This is a genomic window from Streptomyces finlayi (genome assembly GCF_014216315.1).
GTDB classification, from domain to species: Bacteria; Actinomycetota; Actinomycetes; order Streptomycetales; family Streptomycetaceae; genus Streptomyces; species Streptomyces finlayi_A.
On record NZ_CP045702.1, the window covers coordinates 7,199,213 to 7,218,151 of the forward strand.

Genomic DNA, 18,939 nt, shown 5'->3' on the forward strand with positions numbered 1-18,939 from the left:
GTGGTGCAGCAGAGCAAGGCCCAGTGGATTCCCACGGGTGTGATCGCGCTGGCCGTCGTGGCCGACCTGGTGACCCCGACCGAAGGGACGTCCGCCCCGCTCATCATGGCGGCCCCCGTCGCAGCGGCGCCGCTATCCCGCTCCCGCTCCCGCCTGCTCCGTAACCGTGCCGGTCCGGCGAGGAGTCCACGCCGGCGGGTCCTCGACATGCTGATCCGCGACGTGCGGCGCCACACCGGGGGCCGGCCCCAGGACGACCAGGCGCTCCTCGCGCTGCGTCACTCCCCCCACTGACACACATCCGGCGCGGGTGGGTACAGGATGGGGCATGGACACCAAAGGCTGGCTCATCCTCGCGGCAGTACTCGTGCTGCTCACCGCGGGCGTCGCCGCCGTTCTCCTGGTACGGGTGCTCCGGGCCAGGAAACTGCTGCTCGACGCCGGAATTCCGCTCCGTGACAAGACACTGGTCTGGGCGGCCGTGATCTACACCGTGTCACCGGTCGACCTGCTCCCTGACCCCGTCTACCTCGACGACATCGGATTCCTGATGCTGGCCCTGCACTCCCTGCACCGTGCGGCGCGAACGGCAGGAACAGCGGTGACGGAAGCACGCGCCGCGAAGAAGGAGGTCCGGGGCGGCAACCTTTCGGTGCCCGGCGGCCACTGACGGGAGGACCCCGTTCCCGCCCGGAAGGCCCCACCGTGGAACCCATGCCTCACCGACCACTCCACCGGCGTCGCGGCACCCGTACCCGCCCCCTGCTCGGCGCACTCACACCGGCACTCTCCGGCGACCTCTTCGGTGACTGGCGCGAGGAAGTCGTCTGGGCGACCACGGCGAACACCGCGCTGCGGATCTACTCCACGCCGTACGAGACCGGCACCAGGATCACCACGCTGCTCCACGACACCATGTACCGGACGGCGCCGGCCTGGCAGAACACCGCGTACAACCAGCCTCCGCACCCGAGTTTCGCCATCGGCAGCGGGATGGCGACCGCGCCGCGGCCGGTCATCACCACGCCGTAGCGGCGTGTCCGTCTCCGGCAGCCGGTGAGGCCGGGGAGCCGTCCGGCGCCGGTGCGGACGAGGCCGGGGGCTCCTCGGACGCGGGCGGGGGATCGGACGGGGGCGCGTCCGTCGGCGGCGGTTCCGTGGAGGGGGCAGGCGGCGGTTCGTCGGAGGGCGGCGCCTCCGGGGAGGGCGCGTCAGTGGGCGGTGTGTCCGACGGAGCGTCGGACGGGGAACCGGGGTCGGACGGGGACGGGGAGGTCGTCGTGCCGGGCGGCGGGTCGGTCTTCTTGTCGGCCTTCCCCGTGTCGCCCGGCTTGCGGGCGAACCAGTCCCCGGACTCCGGGTCGAAGACCACGAACACCTTCACCACGGTGGCGGACGGCGTCACCACGACGACGTCCGACGAGCGGTAGCCGGGCCAGGCGGCCCCCTTCAACTGCGGGGTGCTCTGCTGGGCGACCGGCGGGAGCAGCGGATTGCCGCAGGCGCACCGGACCCGGGGCACCCCGCGGTCGTCGACCAGGACGGCGGTTCCGGCTTGCAGCACCGCCTGGTAGGTGGTCGCGGAACCGTCCTGGTACCCGTGGTTGGTGACCCGGGTGTCGGCCCGCAGCCGGACCGGGGTCAGCGCGCGCAGGTACCCCGGGACGCCGGAGGGCTTGATGTCCAGGACCGACGCGAACACCCGGTTCTTGTCCGGCGCGCCGGAGAGCGCGCTGATCTGCTTCTCCACGTCGCAACTGGCGGCCTTCCGGGTTCCGCCGTACAGCCCGGGGGTCGACCCCTTCACCACACGCGTGGCGTTGGCCGTGGCGGTGGAGCTCGGTACGGCGGTCGGTGTCGGGGATGCCTTCGGCTCCTGCTCGGCGGTGGACTCGGTGAACGGGTCCTGTCCCGTGGACCCCGCGGCCTGGAGGAACACCTCGCCGCCGGCCTTCGTGCTCTGGTCCGGGCGGGTCAGGACCACCGTGATCACGACAGCCGCGACCAGGGCCAGGGCGATGACGGCCACCCGGGGAGCGGAACGCCACCAGGCCCGGCCAGGACCTTCGCCGGCAGGCTGTCGCTCACCGCTGGACCCGCCGCCCGGGCCGCCGCCGGAATCGCCCGCGCCGCCACGGCCTCCCGTCGAGCCGGGCCCTCCCAGTTCACCGCCGCTCGGCGGACCCGGCGGGGGACCGGTCGGGGTGTCCGGCGGTGGCTGCGGACCTGACTGCGACGGGTCCGACAGCGGGCCGGAAGGGGGTCCTGTCGGGCGGCCGGACGACGGCGGTTGCTCACTCACAGGCTCTTCTTCCCAAGGCCGGAAGCCAGTCCGAATCATGTGCGTACAGACCTTATTGTGTGCCTTGTACCCCTGCTGCCCGCAAGCGGACGCGGGCGGCCCACGCCAGAGGGCGGACACCTCGATCGCTGCATAGCGTGGCAGCGTGAGCAGCCCGCGAAGCACCGGCAGAGACAACGTGTCCCGTCCCCCGCACGGCTGGGCCGACGCCCTCGTGGCGGTTCTCGCCGGGATGCTCGCCATGATCGCCGTCGCGGCCCTCGGCCTCTGGGCCGCGGGAGCCGGCCAGCTCCCCGGCGGCGCCTTCCCCCGCGTCGTCGCGGCCGTCGTCGTCATGGCGGCGGGCGGCTCGGTCGCGGTGTCCGGCAACGCCGGCGCACTCGCCGAGACGAACGCCGACCTCTCGGTGCTGCCGCTGTCCGTGACGCTCGTCGGCGCCCTCGCCGTCGGTGCGGGCTTTCTCCGGCCCCTGCGTCACCGGGCGGTCGCCGGTGGCCGCGAGCTGGCGGGCTGGGCCGCCCGGGTCGCGGCCCTCTGGCTCCTGGCACTCCTCGGGCTCTCGATCCTGGCCCGGCAGACCTTCGCCGTTCCCGTCGACGACCCGACGGGCGGCCTTCTCGACGACGTACTCGATGCCGCGCCCACCGTCGGATTCAGGACCGAGATCCCCCTCACCCTGGTCCTCGGTCTCCTGTGGGCGGCCGGTGTCCTCGTGCTCGCCCTGCTGGTGTCGCGCGGCGCCCCGCTGCCCGCCCGGTTGGTGCGCTTCCAGGAACCGGTGCGGCCCGCGGCCCACGCCATGGTCGTGCTGCTGCTCGGTTACGTGGCGCTGGGCACGGTCGTCGGACTCGTCGTCGCGGTGACAGGGGGACACTCCGCCGAGACGTTCGCGGTGATCCTGCTGGGGCTGCCGAACCTGGTGTGGCTCGCGTTCACCCTCGGACTGGGAGTCTCCTGGGAGGGAAAGGTCGAGGGGCCGTTCGGACTGCCGATGCCCCAGGTACTCGACTCGGTGCTCCGCGCACCCGACATCTCGACGCTCGACGTCCGCACGCTCGCCGCGCAGGACGGCCGAGCATGGTGGCTGGTCGTCGTCGCCGCGCTCGCGGTCCTCGCGGCGGCCCTCCTCATGGCGCTCCGTTCACCGGCCCGTACACGTGCCTGGCAGCACGCCGCGCACATGGCGGTGGCCCTCGCCCTGACGGTGCTCTTCTGCTGTCTGGTCGCGCGGGTGTCCGCACATCTGGGCCTCTCGCTCCTGGGCCTCGGTGAGGTGGGCGGTGGCCTCGGTGGCGAGGTGCTCCTGCGTCCGCGCCTCTGGTCGGCGCTCGGAATCGCCCTCGTCTGGGGCGCGGTCGCCGGACTCCTGGGCGGGTTCCTCGCCTCGAAGGTCCGCCGGAGGAACCGTGACCGCTCGCCCTAGGGGAAGACGGGCAGGGCCCAGCGGGGCGGCGGGGGAGGCGGCTCGGCGGCACCTGAGGTCCAGGGGGCGGGGTTCCCGTTCACCAGGGTCGGCGGATGGGCGTCCGGTCCGACGCCGGCAGCCGCGGCGCGCAGGGCCGCGACGAAGCGCAGACAGGAGTCGTAACGGTCTTCCGGACTCTTGGCGAGCGCCTTCGCCAGTACGCCGTCGACCTCGGCGGGCAGATCGGGACGCTCGTCGCTCGGCGGTGGGGGAGGATCGTACTGGTGCGCCCAGAGGAGGGCCATGTCGTCGTCCCGCCGGAAGGGCGGGGCGCCGGTCAGCGTCTCGTGGACCACGCAGGCGAGGCTGTAGACGTCGCACCGGCCGTCCACCGGACGCCCTGAAATCTGCTCTGGTGCCACGTAGTCCAGCGTGCCGACGAACTGGCCCACCGTGGTGAAACCGGTCAGTGACAGCGACTTCTTCGTCAGCCCGAAGTCGGTGAGGTACACGTGTTCCGGGTGGTCGCTGTCCGTGCCCGCCGCGACGAGGATGTTGCCCGGTTTGACGTCGCGGTGGACGAGGTCGTGGTCATGGGCGGCGTCGAGTGCTGATGCCACCTGTGCGGCGATGCGGATCGCGGTGGTGAGCGGCAGCGGACCCCGGCGGTCGATCAGGACCCGCAGATCCTGTCCCGCGACGAAGCGCATCGCGATGTAGAGCAGCCCGTCCGTCTCGCCCGCCTCGAAGACCGGCACTATGTGCGGATGGTCGATCGCGGCGGCCACCCGTGACTCGTACGTGAAACGCTGCCGGAAGGTGTCGTTGCGTGCGAGCTCGGGTGCCAGCAGTTTGAGTGCCACCGTGCGGTCCAGCCGCAGATCCCTGGCGCGGTAGACGACGGCCATGCCGCCGCGGCCGATCTCGCTCTCCACGAGGTAGCCCGCGATCTGCTTCCCCAGCAGATCGTGCGGCCTTCCGGCGGGCAGCCCGGCTTCCATCGCGGATCACCGGACCGAACGGGTCGGTGGTCCCGCGGAAGGCCCCGTCGCCGGGCCCGCGTCGGGCACGACACGGGTCGGTTCCGGGTCCGACTCCCCGACGAAGCGGGTCGGTTCGGGGCCGGAGTCGTCGACCACCCGGGTCGGTTCGGGACCCGCGTCCGCTGCCGGCCCCGTCCCGGTGGCCGCTCTGCCCGGCCCGGGACCCGCCGACGCCGCGTACGTACTGAGCTGCTTTCCGTCGCAGTACACCCAGCGCTCGTGCTCCGCGTCGTACAGCCAGGCCGCTTCGCCGTCCACGATCACGCCCACCCGGAGCCCCTGGGTGCGGAGCCGGAAGCTCTCGCCGTCCAGGGCGCCGTCCGTCAGCTCCTGCGCGGCGCGCCGGTACTGGTGAAGCGCTTCGTCGACCCTGGCCAGCAGCGGCCCGGGATCGGCCGTGCGGGCGAGCGGCTGCCGGCCGGCCGGCGGAGCCTGCGGTACGGGGACGAGGAGCCTGCCGTCGATCCACGCGGACCACCCGTTGGCGCACGCGATGAACCCCCAGTCGCCCCGGCGGTCGAGAAGCTGCACGGGCAGCAGAGGATCGAGCGGCGCGGTCGGCCGGGAGACGTCGGGAGCCTCCCAGGCGGGCATTCCGTCCGGGGGGACGACATGGGTCGGTCGGAACTCGGGAGTCGCCATGGGCCGCCCCTACTTCCGCATGATGGCGGGTTCGTGGCGGCGAAGCAGCCTCACGACGAGGTATCCGAAGACGAGCGACAGCACCACGAGCATGCCCATGTTGAGCAGCCACACTCCGGCGGAGTGCGCGAACAGGGGGTCGGAGGTCAGCTTTCCGGGGACGACCGCGCCGAGGTCGATCGTTCCCGCCATCGCCCCCAGCGCCCACCGCGACGGCACCAGCCACGCCAGCTGTTCGACCCCGATCACTCCGTGCAGTTTGAGCAGGGCCCCGCAGAACACGACCTGCACGATGGCGAGGAGGACCAGCAACGGCATGGTGACCTCCTCCTTGCGCACGAGCGCGGACACCAGGAGGCCGAGCATCATCGCGGTGAAGGAGAGCAGGGCGACGGCCACGGTGATCTCCACGAGGGGTGGCAGCAGTACGCCCTTGCCCCCGGGCGCGTTGAGATCGACGCCGACCAGTCCCACCAGGGTCAGCACGACGGCCTGCAGCACCGTGACGACGCCGAGCACCACGACCTTGGACATCAGGTACGCCGATCTGGACAGCCCGACGGCCCGCTCCCGTTGGTAGATCACCCGCTCCTTGACCAGCTCCCGCACCGCGTTGGCGGCGCCGGTCAGCACACCGCCCACACAGAGGATGAGCAGGGCGTTCATCGCCGTTTCCCGGTTCAGTTCGCTGCCCGCCAGGGCGCGGGCCATCGCTCCCATCACGAACGGCAGAGCGATCATGATGACGAGGAAGGTCCGGTCGGCGCTCAGCGCGGCCGCGTAGCGACGTACGAGCGTACGGAGTTGGGCGCCCCAGTTCCTGGTCTTCGGCGGCGGGGCGACGGCCGCCGCTGCCGGGACGTCCGGCAGCCGGGGCTGGTCCGTGGAGTTCAGGATGTACCGCTGGTGGAAGGCCGACGCCTGGTACTGCCCGGCCCAGTCGCGGTCGCGGTCGTTCTCGAAGGCCTCGAACGCCTCCGGCCACTGTTCGAAACCGAAGAAGGCCAGCGCCTCGTCCGGAGGTCCGTAGTAGGCGATGCGCCCGCCGGGCGCGAGGACGAGGAGCCGGTCGCAGACATCGAGGCTCAGCACGCTGTGCGTGACGACGATGACGGTCCGGCCGTCGTCGGCGAGGCCGCGCAGCATATGCATGACGGAACGGTCCATGCCGGGGTCGAGGCCCGAGGTCGGCTCGTCGAGGAAGAGGAGCGACGGCTTCGTCAGCAGCTCCAGGGCCACGCTCACCCGCTTGCGCTGGCCTCCGGAGAGGCTGTGGATCGGCTGGTCGGCGCGTTGTTCCAGGCCCAGTTCACCCATTACCTCGGACACCCGTGCCTGCCGTTCCGCCGCCGCCGTGTCCTGCGGGAAGCGCAGCTCGGCGGCGTAACCCAGGGCGCGGCGTACGGTCAGCTGGGCGTGCAGGATGTCGTCCTGCGGCACGAGGCCGATGCGCTGGCGCAGTTCGGCGAAGTCCCGGTAGAGGTCACGGCCGTCGTACAGGACCCTGCCCCGGTCGGCGGGACGCAGCCCTGTCAGCGCGTTGAGCAGGGTGGACTTGCCGGCGCCGCTGGGCCCGACGACCGCCAGCAGACACTTCTCGCCGACCGGGAACGCCACCTCGTCCAGGAGCGTCTTGCGGCCCCGGTCCACGGTGACGGCCAGGTCCTGTACGTCGAGCGAGACCTCACCGGTGTCGACGAACTCCTGGAGTTCGTCACCGACCAGACAGAAGGCCGAGTGGCCGATCCCCACGATGTCCCCGGCCAGGACGGGGGCGCGGTCCACCGGTGCGCCGTTGAGGAAGGTTCCGTTGTGGCTTCCGAGGTCGACGATCTCGTACGTCCCGTCCGCCCGGGCGTGCAGTTCGGCGTGCCGGCGCGAGACGACCAGGTCGTCGATGACCAGGTCGTTGTCGCTGCCGCGGCCGATGCGTACGGTGCGCGAGGGCAGGGGCCGCACTGTCGTCGGCTGGCGGAAGGTGCCCGTCGCTCCGGGCATCGAGACCGCCGAGGGCCGTTCCGGCGTCCGGGAGACGGCTTTTTGCGGTTCGGACCCCACGAGAAGGGCGCGCGGCCCGTCGGAGGCGCTGCCGAAGCGGATCACACTGCCAGGACCGACGTCCGCCTCATGGACGCGGCGGCCGTCGGTGTATGTGCCGTTGGTGCTGTGCTCGTCCTCCAGCAGCCAGTGGTCCGCGGCGGGATGCAGCACGGCGTGGTGCCAGGAGACCCGGATGTCGTCGATGACGATGTCGCTCAGCGGGTCGCGACCGACGTGGTAATCCCGGCCCGGCCTCATCACTGTCGAACCCTGATCGGTTTCCAGGACGAGTTCGGGCACGGTCGCCGCCACAGGCCGCTGTCCCATGCTCGAAAGTCTAGTCAGGGCAACCCGTTTGCGCGCGCCGCCGGGGCATTTCTGTATTAGTGCAAACATGTTTCCGCACTAGTCTGAAATGGGATACGGTGATGTCATGCCCGCTCGGATACCCGCGCCCGTGACGCTGACCGGTCGGCACGTGACCCTCGTGCCGTTGACGATGGACCATGCCGAAGACCTCTTCGCGGCCGGTGGCCGCGACGACGAGGTCTGGCGCTGGCAGGGTGGCCCGACGCCACAGTCCCGGGACGAGCTCGTAGGGACGATGCGTGACCTGCTCGGCAAGGCGGAGCGGGGTACGTACGTCCCCTACGCCGTCGTCCACCGCGCGAGCGGCCGGGCGATCGGCTGGACCTCGTTCATGGACATCTGCCCGGCCGACGAACGGCTGGAGATCGGCTGGACCTGGTACGGCCGTGCGTTCTGGCGTTCGGCGGTGAACACCGAGACGAAGCTGCTCCTGATGACGTATGCCTTCGAGGAACTGGGTATGGGGCGCGTGCAGTTGAAGACGGACCACCTGAACCTCCGTTCACAGGAGGCGATCGCCCGCCTCGGCGCCCAGCGCGAGGGGGTGCTGCGCCGCCACCGTCTGCGCCACGACGGCACCTGGCGCGACACCGTCTACTTCTCGCTGCTCGTCGACGAATGGCCCGAGGTGAAGAAGCGCCTCGGCGCCCGGCTCTGACGGACGAGGGTCACGGAACGGCCCATGCCGCCCCCATGTTGGAACGTGTGGCCCCGTGTCGTAGTACATCGCGCTCGTCCACCCGGTGTTCTTCGGTTCCGCGGCCACCGGCGCGGGCGTCCCCGAACTGATCGCGGGCGGCCCGGGGTGACGCGCAGGCGCCCGCCTCCGGCACCGTGTTCAAGATCCCCCGAGGTCCGCGGCGTCACCTGCGTCGTGGAGGGGCAGATCCCCGCAGCCCGGGAGCGCGCGCCCCAGCAGCTGCTGCCCGAACTGACACGAGGTGAGGGCGTCCTGGAGTCCACCCTCGCGCAGTACCACCCGGTCACCGGTCCCGTTCCGGACCGGCCGCGTACGGACAACGATCTCCTGCACCGCAAGGAGTACCTGCTGCGCACGCTCCGCCGGGTGGCGGCCGGTGCCTGCGCGCGGCTGCTCCACGAGCGGCCGCGGGTGTCCCGCCGGAGAACCTGACGCGCCTCGGGTCCGGGCGAGCGGCGCGTCCGGCAGAAGGCGCTGCCGGAATTCTGCCGCAGGGTTTTGCGGCAGGAAGTCACCTGCACATGACAGCGGCGTAAGAGTTCTGACGCCGTGACGGCAGGGAGCGGAGAGAGAGGGCGTCGGCCCGAACAGGAATGACGGAATGTCCATGGGTGTTGCGGCGTTCATGGCTTTCTTTGTTGACGTGACCGTCCGTGGCTACGAACTCGACACCCAGGGGCATCTGAACCAGGCCGTCTACCTCCAGTACGCGGAGCACGCCCGGTGGGAACTGCTGCGGGCCGCCGGGCTGCCCCAGGAGAAACTGCTGGCCACCGGTGTGGGCCCGGTGGCCCTGGAGGTGACGGTGAAGTACGCCAGGGAGCTGCGTGGTGGAGACAAGGTCCGGGTGACCTGCGAGTTCCTCTACGGGGCCGGGAAGACCTTCCGGATCGCTCAGCAGATCATCAAGGAGGACGGCACGGTGGCCGCGGAGGTCAGCGGTGTGGGCGGCATGCTCGATCTCTCCACCCGGAGGCTGATCGCGGACCCGGGGGGCCACCTGGCGTCGCTCGCCGAGAATCCGGAACTGCTCGGCGCCTGAAGAGGAGGGTCCGCGGCCGTCCGCCGGGTCAGCGGATCGGCCCGCCCGCCGTCAGCCGCTCCGTCATCCTCCCGAGCCGGGTGGACCTGACGTCGGGAGTGCGCGCCGTCGCGAGACGCAGGATCACGAGGTACCGGGCCGACTTGCGCCAACTGGTGCGCGTGTCGCAGGAGTTCACGCGCGCATTCGTTCTTCGGCGCTGCGTCGGCAGCTGCGGCTCCAGCTCTGTACTGCCCGTTTCGCACGGACCGTCCATCCAGGGGTGTGGCGGCGGTGGGCTGGGCAGGTACAGCTGTGCGCGCCCGGCAGGGGCCGGGGGGCCGGTGCAGAGGGGCAGATGACGTGACGGAACAGAGCGCATGGCGATTCTCCGACGACCGCGGGCAGGTGGCGACGGCCGCGCGCAGTCCGGTCCGGATGCTCGCGTACATCCAGGCGGGGGCGACCCTGTGGGACCACGGGATACGACCCGTGGGGATCTTCGGATCCGGGCACGACGGCCCCGCACCCGACCGGGCGAAGGCAGGCGCCCTGCCGCTGGACACGCTCGACTACGTGGGCGCGGGCAGCGGCCTGGACGTCGAGACCCTGCTGCGGGGGGCGCCGGACCTGGTCGTCGCGGTTTCCTACGGCGGGGGACAGGTCTACGGGCTCGCTCCCGAGACCGCCAAGCAACTGGAGGAGCGGGTACCGGTCGTCGTGATCGACGTGAGCCGGGCCCGCGGCTTCGCCGGGATCGGTGACCGGTTCGCCGAACTGGCCCGCTCACTCGGTGCCGGACCGGCGCCGGGGGCCGGCAGTGAGGTGGCGGCCGCGCGAGAGCGGCTGCGTGCGGTCGCCACCGCGCACGACCGGCCCCATGCGCTCGCACTCTCGCCGGCCGGCCGCGAAGAGGTCCACCTCGCCCGCCCCGGTATGTGGCCGGAACTCAGGGTGCTGGCGGAGCTCGGGGTGAACATGACGGAGCCGGCCGAAGGGCAGGGTGCCAGTTGGTCCACCGTCGACCGGGTCCACGCGGCGGGCCTGCGGCCCCTCCTCGTCCTCGCGGACGTCCGGGGTCACGCCACTCCGCTCGACGTGTTCGCGGCGCCCCCGGGCGGGCCCGCGGGGGACGGGCCGCCGCTGTGGGAGGGGGCCCGTGCCGTGCCGTGGAACCCGGAGCCCCTGTTCAGTCCGCAGGCCCATGCGCGCTTCCTGACCCTGGTGGCCGACGCCCTGGAGGCGGCGGAGGGCGAGCGCTGAGGCCGGGCGGGAGCCGTCCGAAGTTCCCCAAGAAACTTTTGCAAAAATACTTTGGGAAAGATGCCGCTCTGTTCTAGGGTGCCGCCATGGACAGCGACGAGCAGCACCGCGTACTCGATCCCGAACACGACGCGGCGGCCCTGAAGGCCCTGACACACCCTCTGCGCATTCGGCTGCTCGGCCTCCTGCGACAGCATGGCCCGGCCACCGCGAGTGAGCTGGCGGCCCGGACGGGGGAGACGTCCGCCTCCACCAGCTACCACCTGCGGGTGCTGGCCAAGTACGCCTTCGTCGTGGAGGCGGAGCACCGCGACGGTCGGGAGCGCCGCTGGAAGTCCGTGCACGCCCTCACCTCGTGGAGCAACGAGGCGATGCACGCCACGCCGGGCAGCCTGGCCGCACTCGGGGCCCTGCGCCGTCGGCAGATCGAGCACCTGCAGAGCACGCTCGTCCAGCACGAGGCGGACATGGAGGCCGGACGGCTCGGCGCGGAGTGGCGGGAACCGTCGACCATCGGTGACCTGCTGCCCCGGCTGACTCCGGAGTCCCTCCGCGAGCTGTGGACCGCCATCGACACCAAGCTCGCCGAGCTGACGGCACGCGACACCGCCGACCCGCGGGCCGAACACGTCGTCCTGCTCACCGCCGGGCTGCCGCTGGCAGGCGGCGGCCCCATGTCCGGCGGGGCACAGCACACGGCGCCGGAAGGCACCTCATGAGCGCGAAGCGCTCCGGGCGGACCCGGAGCCCCCGTTCGGCCCCGACAACCGACGAACGGACCGCGCGGCGTCGCTTCGTCGCCGTGTCATTCCTGTTCTGGCTCCCTCTCGGCCTGACCATCGCCCCGCTGGTGCTGCTCTTCACCGAGCGGGGCATGACCCTCGTCGCCGTCGCGGGATTCTTCGCCGCGCACGCCCTCACCGCCGCCGCGCTCGAACTCCCCACCGGCGGCCTTTCCGACGTCATCGGCCGGCGCCCCGTGCTGGCCGCCGCCGGGCTTCTCAACCTGGCGGCCCTCACCCTGCTCGGCCTCGGCACGGCCGCCTGGGTGCTCACCCTCGGCATGGTGCTGATGGGCGCCGCCCGCGCGCTGTCCAGCGGACCAGCCGAATCCTGGTACGTCGACACGGTCCAGGCACAGTCGGGACCCGACGCCGAACTCCGCGCCGGCCTGGCCCGGGGCAGCGCCGCCTCCTCGGCCGCGCTCGCCGTGGGGACGCTCCTCGGCGGCGCCCTGCCCTGGCTGCTCGGGCTCGTCCCCGGACTGGGCACCGACCTGCGGACGTACACCTCCGGCCTCGTCCTCCTGCTCTCCGTCCCGGCGCTCCTGGGCGTCGTCGTCGAGCTCGTCTTCGTGCTCTACGTCCTGGGGTCCCTGCCGGAACCGTCCAGGGCGCAGGCCACCCCGCGCGGCGTGCTGCGCGGTGTCCCGGCCACCATCGCGGACGGACTGCGGCTGGGCACCCGGGACGTCCTGATCCGCCGGATCCTGCTGAGCGCGGGCGCGGCGGGCACCGCACTGGCCACGATCGAACTGCTCACCCCCGGCCGCGCCGCCGAGCTGACCGGGGCTGCCGACTCCGGCGCGGTGCTCTTCGCCGGACTCGCCTCGGCCGGATTCGTCTGCTCCGCGCTGGGCAGTCATCTCGCGCCCTTCGTCGCCCGGCTCGCGGGCAGCGGCGAGCGCGCCGTCCTGACGGGCCTCGCGGCGGGGGCGACCGGTCTCCTGCTGCTCGGCGCCACGGTGACCTCGTCCGGCGCGGTCCCCGTGGCCCTTGCCGCCGGCGGATACGGGCTGGTGTATCTGGGGCTCGGAGCGGCCGGTCCCAGCGAGAGCGAGCTGCTGCACCGGCGGGTCGGCGCCTCGGGCCGGGCCACGGCCCTCTCCGTGCAGTCGCTCTCCCTCCAGCTGGTGGGCGCGGCGGCCGGTCTGGCGGTCGGTGTCCTGCCCGCCGGGCCCCTGCCGTGGCTGCTCGGTGCCGTCGCCCTGCTGGTGGGGGCGCTCCTGTGGACCCGGGGGGCCGCGCCCGCCGATGAGCCGCGAGAGAGGCGGCCGGCCGTGGAGGCCGCCTCTCCGGCATCGTTGGCCGGCTGAACCGGACACCCCCGTACGGACGCGTGCGATCGCGCGGCACGCTCCTCTTGGCGAGGCTGGCCGGAGCCGAAACCGTACTTCCCAGGAGCAGTCATGCAGCAGGACGAACACCCCGCGTACCGCCCCGTGGTCTTCCGCGACCGGTCCGCCGGCTATGCGTTCCTGACCAGGTCCACCGCGTCGAGCGAGCAGAACATCGACTGGGACGACGGCAACAGCTACCCCGTGATCGACGTGGAGATCTCCGCCGAGAGCCATCCGTTCTTCACCGGCAAGGCCCGTGTGGTCGACACCGAGGGCCAGGTCGCCAAATACGAGCGGCGGTACGGGGAGCAGGGCGGCCAGGACGCCTCCTGAGCCCATCGCTGAGCGCTCCTGCGCATCCGAGTCTCCCGGCGTCGTTCCCAGGCGCCGGGAGACTCCGGCTGTCAGAGGTTCCGGCCGTCAGAGATGTGGTCGAGCGCCGGCCGGTCGCCGGTATGACGGGTTTCCGCTTCGCACACGGCAGGATCGGGCTCAAAGTGTCCGGAGGCCGCACCGCCTACCAGGACACCTTCGTCACCGCACTCCAGGGAGATCCACCCCATGCTCGACACACTCGACGTGCTGGTCATCGGTGAATGCGTCGCCGATATCGTCCGGCTCCCCGGTGCGGCCGACCAGGTCCATCCGGGAGGCAGCCCGGCCAACGTGGCCTACGGACTCGCACGCCTCGGGCGCAGTGCCACCCTGCTGACCCAGGTGGGCCCCGACGACAACGGGCGGCTGATCAGGGATCACCTGGAAGCCGCCGGTGTGCGGGTACGCACCGACGGCGCGACCGCGGCCACCCCGTCCGCCGTCGTGACCCTGGACGACGGCGGCCGGGCCGCGTACACGTTCGAGATCACCTGGACGCTCGGCGCAGCCGATTCCGGCAGGAGCCCGCACCAGCACGTCCACACCGGGTCGATCGCCGCCGTGATGGAGCCCGGGGCGGCCACCGTACTGGCCGCCGTCGAGTTGTCGCGGACGGCGGGGACCATCAGCTACGACCCCAATGTGCGGCCGGAACTGATGGGCGATCACGACACGGCTGTACGCCGTGTCGAACGCTGCGTCGCGTTCAGTGACATCGTCAAGGCCAGCGACGAGGACCTGGCATGGCTGTATCCGGGGGAGGACCCCGAGAAGGTGGCCGAGCGCTGGCGGGCCGCCGGCCCCGCCCTCGTGCTCGTCACCCGTGGTGCCGACGGCGCGCTGGCCGTACTGCCCGGTGGCCGTGTCACCGTGGACGCGCTGCCCGCCGAGGTCGTCGACACGGTCGGCGCGGGCGACGCGTTCATGTCGGGCACGCTGCACGCCCTGGCCTCGCGCGGGCTCCTCGGCGCGGAAGGCCGCGAGCGGCTGCGTGCCGCCGACGCGGACACCGTGACGGAGGTGCTGCGCCACGGGGCGGCCTCGGCCGCCGTGACCGTGGGACGGGCCGGGGCCAATCCGCCCGATGACGCCGAACTGCGGTCTGCGCTCGACCGGTTCTGACGCCAATGCCGTGAGCTGGTTCCTGGTTCGGTTCCGGAGCCGGTTGCGCAGCCGGTGCGCGACGAAGGGGCGGGCCCGCGGGAAACGGGTCCGCCCCCTGTCTTGCGGTGTACGTGGGTCCGTCGCGTACAGGGGGTCAGCGGCGGCGCCCCTGGCCGAACTCGCCGCCCGTGTCCTTGCCGCTGCCCATGTCCTTTCCGTCCGCGTAGTCGATCTTCTCCTTGCGGATCTCGGCGGAGACTTCCTTCTGCTCGGTGACCTTGTTGGTTTCGAGGCGGACGCGCTCGACCGGGACGGCCTCCTTGCGGACGGTGGCCCGTTCCGCGTGAAGGGTGACCTCGACGTCCTGCTCGCCGAGGTTGGACTGCCCGGTCGACTTCTCGTCCGGGAGGAGAGGTTCGCGTACGACCCGGACCTCTTCGTGGGAGACGGGCACGGTGCGGGTGACGTTCTCGGTCACCACGTACTTGTGCAGGCGGGCCTTTCCGCTCTCGTACTCCTCCGTTCCGATGTGCAGCTGCTCCTCCGAGCGGATCATCTCGTCCTTGTGGCCGCGGTCGGTGGCGGACCGTTCGCTTCCGGCACCCACCAGCGGGCGTCCGGTCGTAGCGGACGTGTCGCGGTGCCTGCCCGCGCTTGTGCCGGTTCCCGCCGTGCCGGCCGTCGTCGCCTTGCCGGTGCCCGTGCGGGCGGTTCCGGCGGTGCCTGCCGTTCCGGCTGCCCCAGCGGCGCCCATCGTGCCGGTGCCGGTGGCGGTCGGTGCGCCGGGGCCTGTCGCGGTCCCCGTGCCCGCCGATCCGGCGGCCCTGGTGGTCGACCTCTTGGTGAGGCCGTAGTGCCGGTAGAGCTCCTCTTCCTCCGATACGGAAAGGTGGGCGTCCGCGTCCAACCGCGGTGCGTCCTTGACCTTTTCCTTCGGGTGAGAGATGTGCAGGTCGGAGGCGACACGGCGAGCTCCGGCGAGCGGTACGAAGCTCTCCTTCATACCGAACATGCCGGTCTTGACCGTGATCCAGTCGGGCTTGCCCGTGACGTCGTCGACGTACACCCGCCCGACGCTTCCGACCTTCTCGCCCTCGCTGTCGTAGACGTTCAGACCGTCAAGCTCTGCGGAATCCGTGAAACCGTCTGCGGCTCCCATGGCCGATTCCTCCTCGCCCGGGCGCGTCCTGTGGGTGGATCCAGCAGGGAAGGCGCGTCCGGCTTCCATCGCGCCTCACCCGGATGGACGCTGCAACTTCCCGGCCGACCGGGGGAGGGCGCCAGGGACTCGGCAGGTGGGCCCCGTCCTGCGGACCGGCCGCTCGGGGGCCCCTTTCCAGGTTGGGCCAATCGGGTGACGGTGAGGCTGCCGGCGGCGAGGTGAGGGAGTGGTGGGAGCGGTGGGAGAGCGGGGAGGGCCGGTACGCGGCGCGGGGGCGGCCGGTCGTCGAGGGGCGGGAGGCTCCTCACCGCTCGCACGGACCGGCCGGCGCCGTACGGCCGGGACCGGCTCGCAGCCCACGGCCGGGACGCCTCTATGATCGTCGGACCATCGACCGGCCTTCGGTTTCCGACGGCCCCGTCCCGCCGTGCCACCCGGGGGTGCACCATCCCTTCCGTACGCCTCTGCCCGCCCGCACAGCGCGACGAACTGCTGACCCGGCAGGAGGACGGCCACCATCTGCACCACCTGGTCTGGCGGCTCGGCCCCGGATGGCGGGTGTGCAGCAGCGCCGTGCTCGGCGGCGGTATAGGCCCGCGCGCCTGGATCCTCAACGCCCAGGTGCCCGGCGGCTATCCGCGCATGGACCCGGAGCACCACCTCGCCGGGATCGCCGCCGCGGAAGGTCTCACCGGCCCCGGCGCCGGTCTGATGACGGCCGCCGATGTCGCCGCCCGGACCACGGCCACCGACGCGGAGGTGACCGCGACGGTCACGGCGGGGCTCGGCGTACGGGGGTGGGCCGCCGCCGCCGTCGAGGGCGTCGAAGGCGTGCCGCGGCCCGGCACGGTCAACATCGTCGTGACCCTCCCCGTCGCCCTCTGCGACGCCGCCCTGGTCAACGCCGTCACGACCGCCACCGAGGCCAAGGTCCAAGCGCTCCTGGACGCCGGCCTCGACTGCTCCGGAACCCCCACCGACGCCGTCTGCGTCGCCGCACCGGAACCCGCTGCCGGCCACCCCGGCGAACCCTTCGCGGGACCGCGTTCACCCTGGGGCGCGCGACTCGCCAGGGCCGTGCACAGCGCCGTACTGGAGAGCGCGCTGCGGCAGTCTTGAGGCCTACCCGCCGCGCCGTGCGTTCTCGGGGCGCGGCCGACGGAAGGAACCCGCATGACAGCCGCTCCCGCCTCCTCGCCCGGTGCCGTGCCCGGGCAGCCCGTCGTCGCGGTCCTCGGCACCGGGATCATGGGCTCGGGCATGGCGCGCAGCCTGCTCAGGGCCGGACTCCAGGTCCGAGCATGGAACCGCACCCAGGACAAGGCCCGGCCGCTCGCCGCCGACGGTGCCACCGTCACGGACACCGCCGAGGATGCCGTGCGCGGCGCGGATGTCGTCCTCACCGCGCTGTACGACGGCCGGTCCGTCGCCGAGACGCTCACCGCGGCCACCCCCGGTCTGCGCCCGGGCCAGGTCTGGCTGCAGACCTCCACGGTCGGCCCCGACGTCACCACGGACCTGGTGCACCGGGCCGCCGGACTGGGTCTCGTCTATCTCGACGCACCGGTGTCCGGGACCAGGGAACCCGCCGAGCGCGGCACACTCACCGTGTTCGTCTCCGGACCCTCGACCGCCCGCGCGACCGCCCTGCCCGTCCTCGAGGCGATCGGGCAGCGCACCCTGTGGGTCGGTGAGGCACAGGGTGCGGCGTCGCGGCTGAAACTGGTCGCCAACACCTGGGTCATCAACATGGTCAACAGCGTGGCCGAATGCCTCAACCTCGCGGAGGGCCTCGGTGTCTCCCCGCGGATGTTCCTCGACGTCATGAAGGGCGGCCCGCTGGACACCCCCTACCTGCAGAGCAAGGCGGGCGCGGTGCTGGCCGGGGACCTCACGCCCAGCTTCGCCCTCTCCACGGCGCTCAAGGACTCCCGGCTGATCCTGGAAGCGGCTCAGGCCGCCGGGGTGACGCTGGATCTGGTCGCCGCCTCCACCGCACGGTTCGCCCGTGCGGAGGCCGCCGGACACGGAGCCGAGGACATGATCGCCACGTACTACGCGGGACGCGCCGAATAACCGGCGCGTCCCGCGCCGCATCGGGCACGCACCTCGGACGACACATGGATGACGCCCGGGCCCGCTCAGTCCTCCGTGAGCATCCCGGTACGGAGCTTGCGCAGCAGCCGGCTGAGCAGCCGGGAGACGTGCATCTGGGAGATGCCGAGGTGTTCCCCTATCTGCGCCTGGGTCATCTCCTGACCGAACCGCATGTCGATGATGCGGCGTTCGCGCCCGTCGAGCTCGCAGAGCAGCGGCGCGAGGGCGTGCAGGTTCTCGACGGTCTCCATGGCGGGGTCCGGCTCACCCAGCACATCGGCGAAGGTGCGCCCGCCGGCACTGAGCTTCCACGACTCCGCCGTGTCGGTCGGCATGTCGAGCGAACCGGCTGTGTAGCCGTTGGCGGCGACGATGCCTTCGGTGACCTCGCCCTCGTCGATCCCCAGGTCCTCGGCGAGTTCCTGGACGGTGGGCTCGCGGTCCAGGTCGCCCGACAGGGACTCCTTGGACTTGGCGAGTTCGACACGCAACTCCTGGAGCCGGCGGGGCACGTGGACGGCCCAGCTGGTGTCACGGAAGAAGCGCTTGATCTCTCCGACGATGTAGGGAATGGCGAAGGAGGTGAACTCGACCTCCCGGGACAGGTCGAAGCGGTCGATGGCCTTGATCAGGCCGATCGTTCCGACCTGGATGATGTCCTCCATGTCGCCGCTGCCGCGGTTGCGGAACCGGCCCGCCGCGAAGCGGACCAGCGACAGGTTCATCTCGATGAGGGTGTTGCGCGCGTACTGGTGCTCGACGGTGCCCTCTTCGAGGACCTGGAGCCGGTCGAAGAACAGCCTCGACAGTGCGCGTGCGTCCTTCGGGGCGACCTTCCCGGCATCCTCGATCCACGGCAGCGCATCCGTGGTCCCCATTGTCTGCGCTTCGGCGGTTCGCGCAGTGTGCGCTGTCATCTCGTCACGCTCCCCTGGTTGTTGGCCGTGAGGTCTAGGCGTCTGCCCCCGCCTCGGGGAGTCATGCGTAACGGAAGGGGCCGATCCGGGGGACACGGGTTGATGGCCGGCATTCGCTGTACCCGGCCGCGGCCCCCTCGACAAGGGCCGCGCAGGGCGGGGGAGGCCACGGAATCGCCCCACCGGTACGGGGGAGCCCGGTGGGGCGATCGGCTCCACAGTGCCACATATAGAAGGGAGTTGGAGCCCGACCGGCCGGTAATCCACGCTCTTTGCGTTGATTTCGATGCCCGTCGGCGCCCGGGTCACGCGTTCCGTACGGGAATACGTGCAGGGCGAACCGACTTACCGCAGGTGGAGCCCCGCGGCTGCCGGACCGC

The 18,939-nt window shown here is 71.9% G+C and carries 20 protein-coding genes and 1 pseudogene; 14 read left to right on the forward strand and 7 right to left on the reverse strand.

Going from position 1 to position 18,939, the window contains the following annotated elements; genetic code table 11:
• Positions 1–3 precede the first annotated feature (3 nt).
• The 3 genes and pseudogenes from F0344_RS36630 to F0344_RS33065 all read left to right on the forward strand — a co-directional run.
• Entirely contained in the window at positions 4–294 is a 291-nt protein-coding gene (locus tag F0344_RS36630; RefSeq protein ID WP_308461000.1) for a hypothetical protein, read from the forward strand.
• Between the two features lie 34 nt (positions 295–328).
• Positions 329–670, forward strand: coding sequence for a YkvA family protein (locus F0344_RS33060; RefSeq protein ID WP_185302268.1), 342 nt, complete (start codon positions 329–331; stop codon positions 668–670).
• Between the two features lie 107 nt (positions 671–777).
• Positions 778–1,032, forward strand: a pseudogene (locus tag F0344_RS33065) (rhamnogalacturonan lyase family protein); the annotation flags it as partial.
• Here the strand turns inward: F0344_RS33065 and F0344_RS33070 are convergent.
• Positions 1,019–2,302 (reverse strand): DUF6777 domain-containing protein, encoded by a 1,284-nt coding sequence (locus F0344_RS33070; protein WP_185302269.1) that lies wholly within the window; start codon positions 2,300–2,302, stop codon positions 1,019–1,021. The pseudogene F0344_RS33065 and the gene F0344_RS33070 sit on opposite strands and share 14 nt — an antisense overlap.
• 145 nt (positions 2,303–2,447) lie before the next feature.
• Between F0344_RS33070 and F0344_RS33075 the strand changes: the two genes are divergently transcribed.
• Positions 2,448–3,725 (forward strand): streptophobe family protein, encoded by a 1,278-nt coding sequence (locus F0344_RS33075; RefSeq protein WP_185302270.1) that lies wholly within the window; start codon positions 2,448–2,450, stop codon positions 3,723–3,725.
• Here the strand turns inward: F0344_RS33075 and F0344_RS33080 are convergent.
• Genes F0344_RS33080 through F0344_RS33090 form a run of 3 tightly spaced genes read right to left on the reverse strand, consistent with a single transcriptional unit; the run spans position 3,722 to position 7,759 of the window.
• Entirely contained in the window at positions 3,722–4,708 is a 987-nt protein-coding gene (locus tag F0344_RS33080; RefSeq protein ID WP_185302271.1) for a serine/threonine-protein kinase, read from the reverse strand. The two genes, F0344_RS33075 and F0344_RS33080, sit on opposite strands and share 4 nt — an antisense overlap.
• A 6-nt stretch (positions 4,709–4,714) precedes the next feature.
• The gene (locus F0344_RS33085; RefSeq protein WP_185302272.1) at positions 4,715–5,392 is read right to left on the reverse strand and encodes a hypothetical protein; all 678 of its coding nucleotides are present in this window, start codon (positions 5,390–5,392) and stop codon (positions 4,715–4,717) included.
• 9 nt (positions 5,393–5,401) lie between these two features.
• A complete protein-coding gene (locus F0344_RS33090; RefSeq protein ID WP_185302273.1) occupies positions 5,402–7,759 on the reverse strand; it encodes an FHA domain-containing protein in 2,358 nt (785 codons plus the stop codon).
• A gap of 106 nt (positions 7,760–7,865) precedes the next feature.
• On the opposite strand from F0344_RS33090, the gene F0344_RS33095 reads away from it, so the two are divergent.
• From F0344_RS33095 to F0344_RS33105, 3 genes are all read left to right on the forward strand, one after another.
• Positions 7,866–8,459, forward strand: coding sequence for a GNAT family N-acetyltransferase (locus F0344_RS33095; protein ID WP_185302274.1), 594 nt, complete (start codon positions 7,866–7,868; stop codon positions 8,457–8,459).
• 216 nt (positions 8,460–8,675) lie between these two features.
• A complete protein-coding gene (locus F0344_RS33100; RefSeq protein WP_374940133.1) occupies positions 8,676–8,933 on the forward strand; it encodes a hypothetical protein in 258 nt (85 codons plus the stop codon).
• Between the two features lie 193 nt (positions 8,934–9,126).
• Positions 9,127–9,543, forward strand: a complete 417-nt coding sequence (locus tag F0344_RS33105) for an acyl-CoA thioesterase (protein ID WP_185302275.1) — start codon at positions 9,127–9,129, stop codon at positions 9,541–9,543.
• Between the two features lie 28 nt (positions 9,544–9,571).
• Here the strand turns inward: F0344_RS33105 and F0344_RS33110 are convergent, their stop codons facing one another.
• Positions 9,572–9,721 (reverse strand): hypothetical protein, encoded by a 150-nt coding sequence (locus tag F0344_RS33110; protein ID WP_185302276.1) that lies wholly within the window; start codon positions 9,719–9,721, stop codon positions 9,572–9,574.
• Positions 9,722–9,885: 164 nt separating this feature from the next.
• Here F0344_RS33110 and F0344_RS33115 point away from each other — a divergent pair, with 164 nt between their 5' ends.
• From F0344_RS33115 to F0344_RS33135, 5 genes are all read left to right on the forward strand, one after another.
• Entirely contained in the window at positions 9,886–10,785 is a 900-nt protein-coding gene (locus F0344_RS33115; protein ID WP_185302277.1) for an ABC transporter substrate-binding protein, read from the forward strand.
• Between the two features lie 86 nt (positions 10,786–10,871).
• Entirely contained in the window at positions 10,872–11,504 is a 633-nt protein-coding gene (locus F0344_RS33120; RefSeq protein ID WP_185302278.1) for a winged helix-turn-helix domain-containing protein, read from the forward strand.
• A complete protein-coding gene (locus F0344_RS33125; protein WP_258050197.1) occupies positions 11,501–12,880 on the forward strand; it encodes an MFS transporter in 1,380 nt (459 codons plus the stop codon). Before F0344_RS33120 ends, F0344_RS33125 begins: the two co-directional genes overlap by 4 nt.
• Before the next feature lie 93 nt (positions 12,881–12,973).
• Positions 12,974–13,237: a type B 50S ribosomal protein L31 gene (locus F0344_RS33130; protein WP_185302279.1), complete on the forward strand. Its 264-nt coding sequence runs from the start codon at positions 12,974–12,976 to the stop codon at positions 13,235–13,237.
• Between the two features lie 228 nt (positions 13,238–13,465).
• The gene (locus F0344_RS33135; protein WP_185302280.1) at positions 13,466–14,401 is read left to right on the forward strand and encodes a carbohydrate kinase family protein; all 936 of its coding nucleotides are present in this window, start codon (positions 13,466–13,468) and stop codon (positions 14,399–14,401) included.
• A gap of 136 nt (positions 14,402–14,537) precedes the next feature.
• Here F0344_RS33135 and F0344_RS33140 read toward each other — a convergent pair whose 3' ends face one another.
• Positions 14,538–15,542 carry a PRC and DUF2382 domain-containing protein gene (locus tag F0344_RS33140; protein WP_185302281.1) on the reverse strand — a complete coding sequence of 335 codons (1,005 nt, stop codon included), beginning with the start codon at positions 15,540–15,542 and terminating at the stop codon, positions 14,538–14,540.
• Positions 15,543–15,920: 378 nt separating this feature from the next.
• On the opposite strand from F0344_RS33140, the gene F0344_RS33145 reads away from it, so the two are divergent.
• A complete protein-coding gene (locus tag F0344_RS33145; protein ID WP_185302282.1) occupies positions 15,921–16,664 on the forward strand; it encodes an adenosylcobinamide amidohydrolase in 744 nt (247 codons plus the stop codon).
• A gap of 54 nt (positions 16,665–16,718) precedes the next feature.
• Positions 16,719–17,621: an NAD(P)-dependent oxidoreductase gene (locus F0344_RS33150; RefSeq protein ID WP_185302283.1), complete on the forward strand. Its 903-nt coding sequence runs from the start codon at positions 16,719–16,721 to the stop codon at positions 17,619–17,621.
• A 65-nt stretch (positions 17,622–17,686) separates the two neighbouring features.
• Here F0344_RS33150 and F0344_RS33155 read toward each other — a convergent pair whose 3' ends face one another.
• Complete coding sequence (locus F0344_RS33155; RefSeq protein ID WP_185302284.1) at positions 17,687–18,559, reverse strand: SigB/SigF/SigG family RNA polymerase sigma factor; 873 nt, start codon at positions 18,557–18,559, stop codon at positions 17,687–17,689.
• Between the last annotated feature and the right edge of the window lie 380 nt (positions 18,560–18,939).

What these genes read in the sequence shown, in the direction of transcription:
- F0344_RS33060 (WP_185302268.1), top strand. Translation starts at nt 329, where the DNA reads ATGGACACCAAAGGCTGGCTCATCCTCGCGGCAGTACTCGTGCTGCTC.
- F0344_RS33080 (WP_185302271.1), bottom strand. Translation starts at nt 4,708, where the DNA reads ATGGAAGCCGGGCTGCCCGCCGGAAGGCCGCACGATCTGCTGGGGAAG.
- F0344_RS33085 (WP_185302272.1), bottom strand. Translation starts at nt 5,392, where the DNA reads ATGGCGACTCCCGAGTTCCGACCGACCCATGTCGTCCCCCCGGACGGA.
- F0344_RS33090 (WP_185302273.1), bottom strand. Translation starts at nt 7,759, where the DNA reads ATGGGACAGCGGCCTGTGGCGGCGACCGTGCCCGAACTCGTCCTGGAA.
- F0344_RS33095 (WP_185302274.1), top strand. Translation starts at nt 7,866, where the DNA reads ATGCCCGCTCGGATACCCGCGCCCGTGACGCTGACCGGTCGGCACGTG.
- F0344_RS33105 (WP_185302275.1), top strand. Translation starts at nt 9,127, where the DNA reads ATGGCTTTCTTTGTTGACGTGACCGTCCGTGGCTACGAACTCGACACC.
- F0344_RS33120 (WP_185302278.1), top strand. Translation starts at nt 10,872, where the DNA reads ATGGACAGCGACGAGCAGCACCGCGTACTCGATCCCGAACACGACGCG.
- F0344_RS33125 (WP_258050197.1), top strand. Translation starts at nt 11,501, where the DNA reads ATGAGCGCGAAGCGCTCCGGGCGGACCCGGAGCCCCCGTTCGGCCCCG.
- F0344_RS33130 (WP_185302279.1), top strand. Translation starts at nt 12,974, where the DNA reads ATGCAGCAGGACGAACACCCCGCGTACCGCCCCGTGGTCTTCCGCGAC.
- F0344_RS33135 (WP_185302280.1), top strand. Translation starts at nt 13,466, where the DNA reads ATGCTCGACACACTCGACGTGCTGGTCATCGGTGAATGCGTCGCCGAT.
- F0344_RS33140 (WP_185302281.1), bottom strand. Translation starts at nt 15,542, where the DNA reads ATGGGAGCCGCAGACGGTTTCACGGATTCCGCAGAGCTTGACGGTCTG.
- F0344_RS33145 (WP_185302282.1), top strand. Translation starts at nt 15,921, where the DNA reads ATGATCGTCGGACCATCGACCGGCCTTCGGTTTCCGACGGCCCCGTCC.
- F0344_RS33150 (WP_185302283.1), top strand. Translation starts at nt 16,719, where the DNA reads ATGACAGCCGCTCCCGCCTCCTCGCCCGGTGCCGTGCCCGGGCAGCCC.
- F0344_RS33155 (WP_185302284.1), bottom strand. Translation starts at nt 18,559, where the DNA reads ATGACAGCGCACACTGCGCGAACCGCCGAAGCGCAGACAATGGGGACC.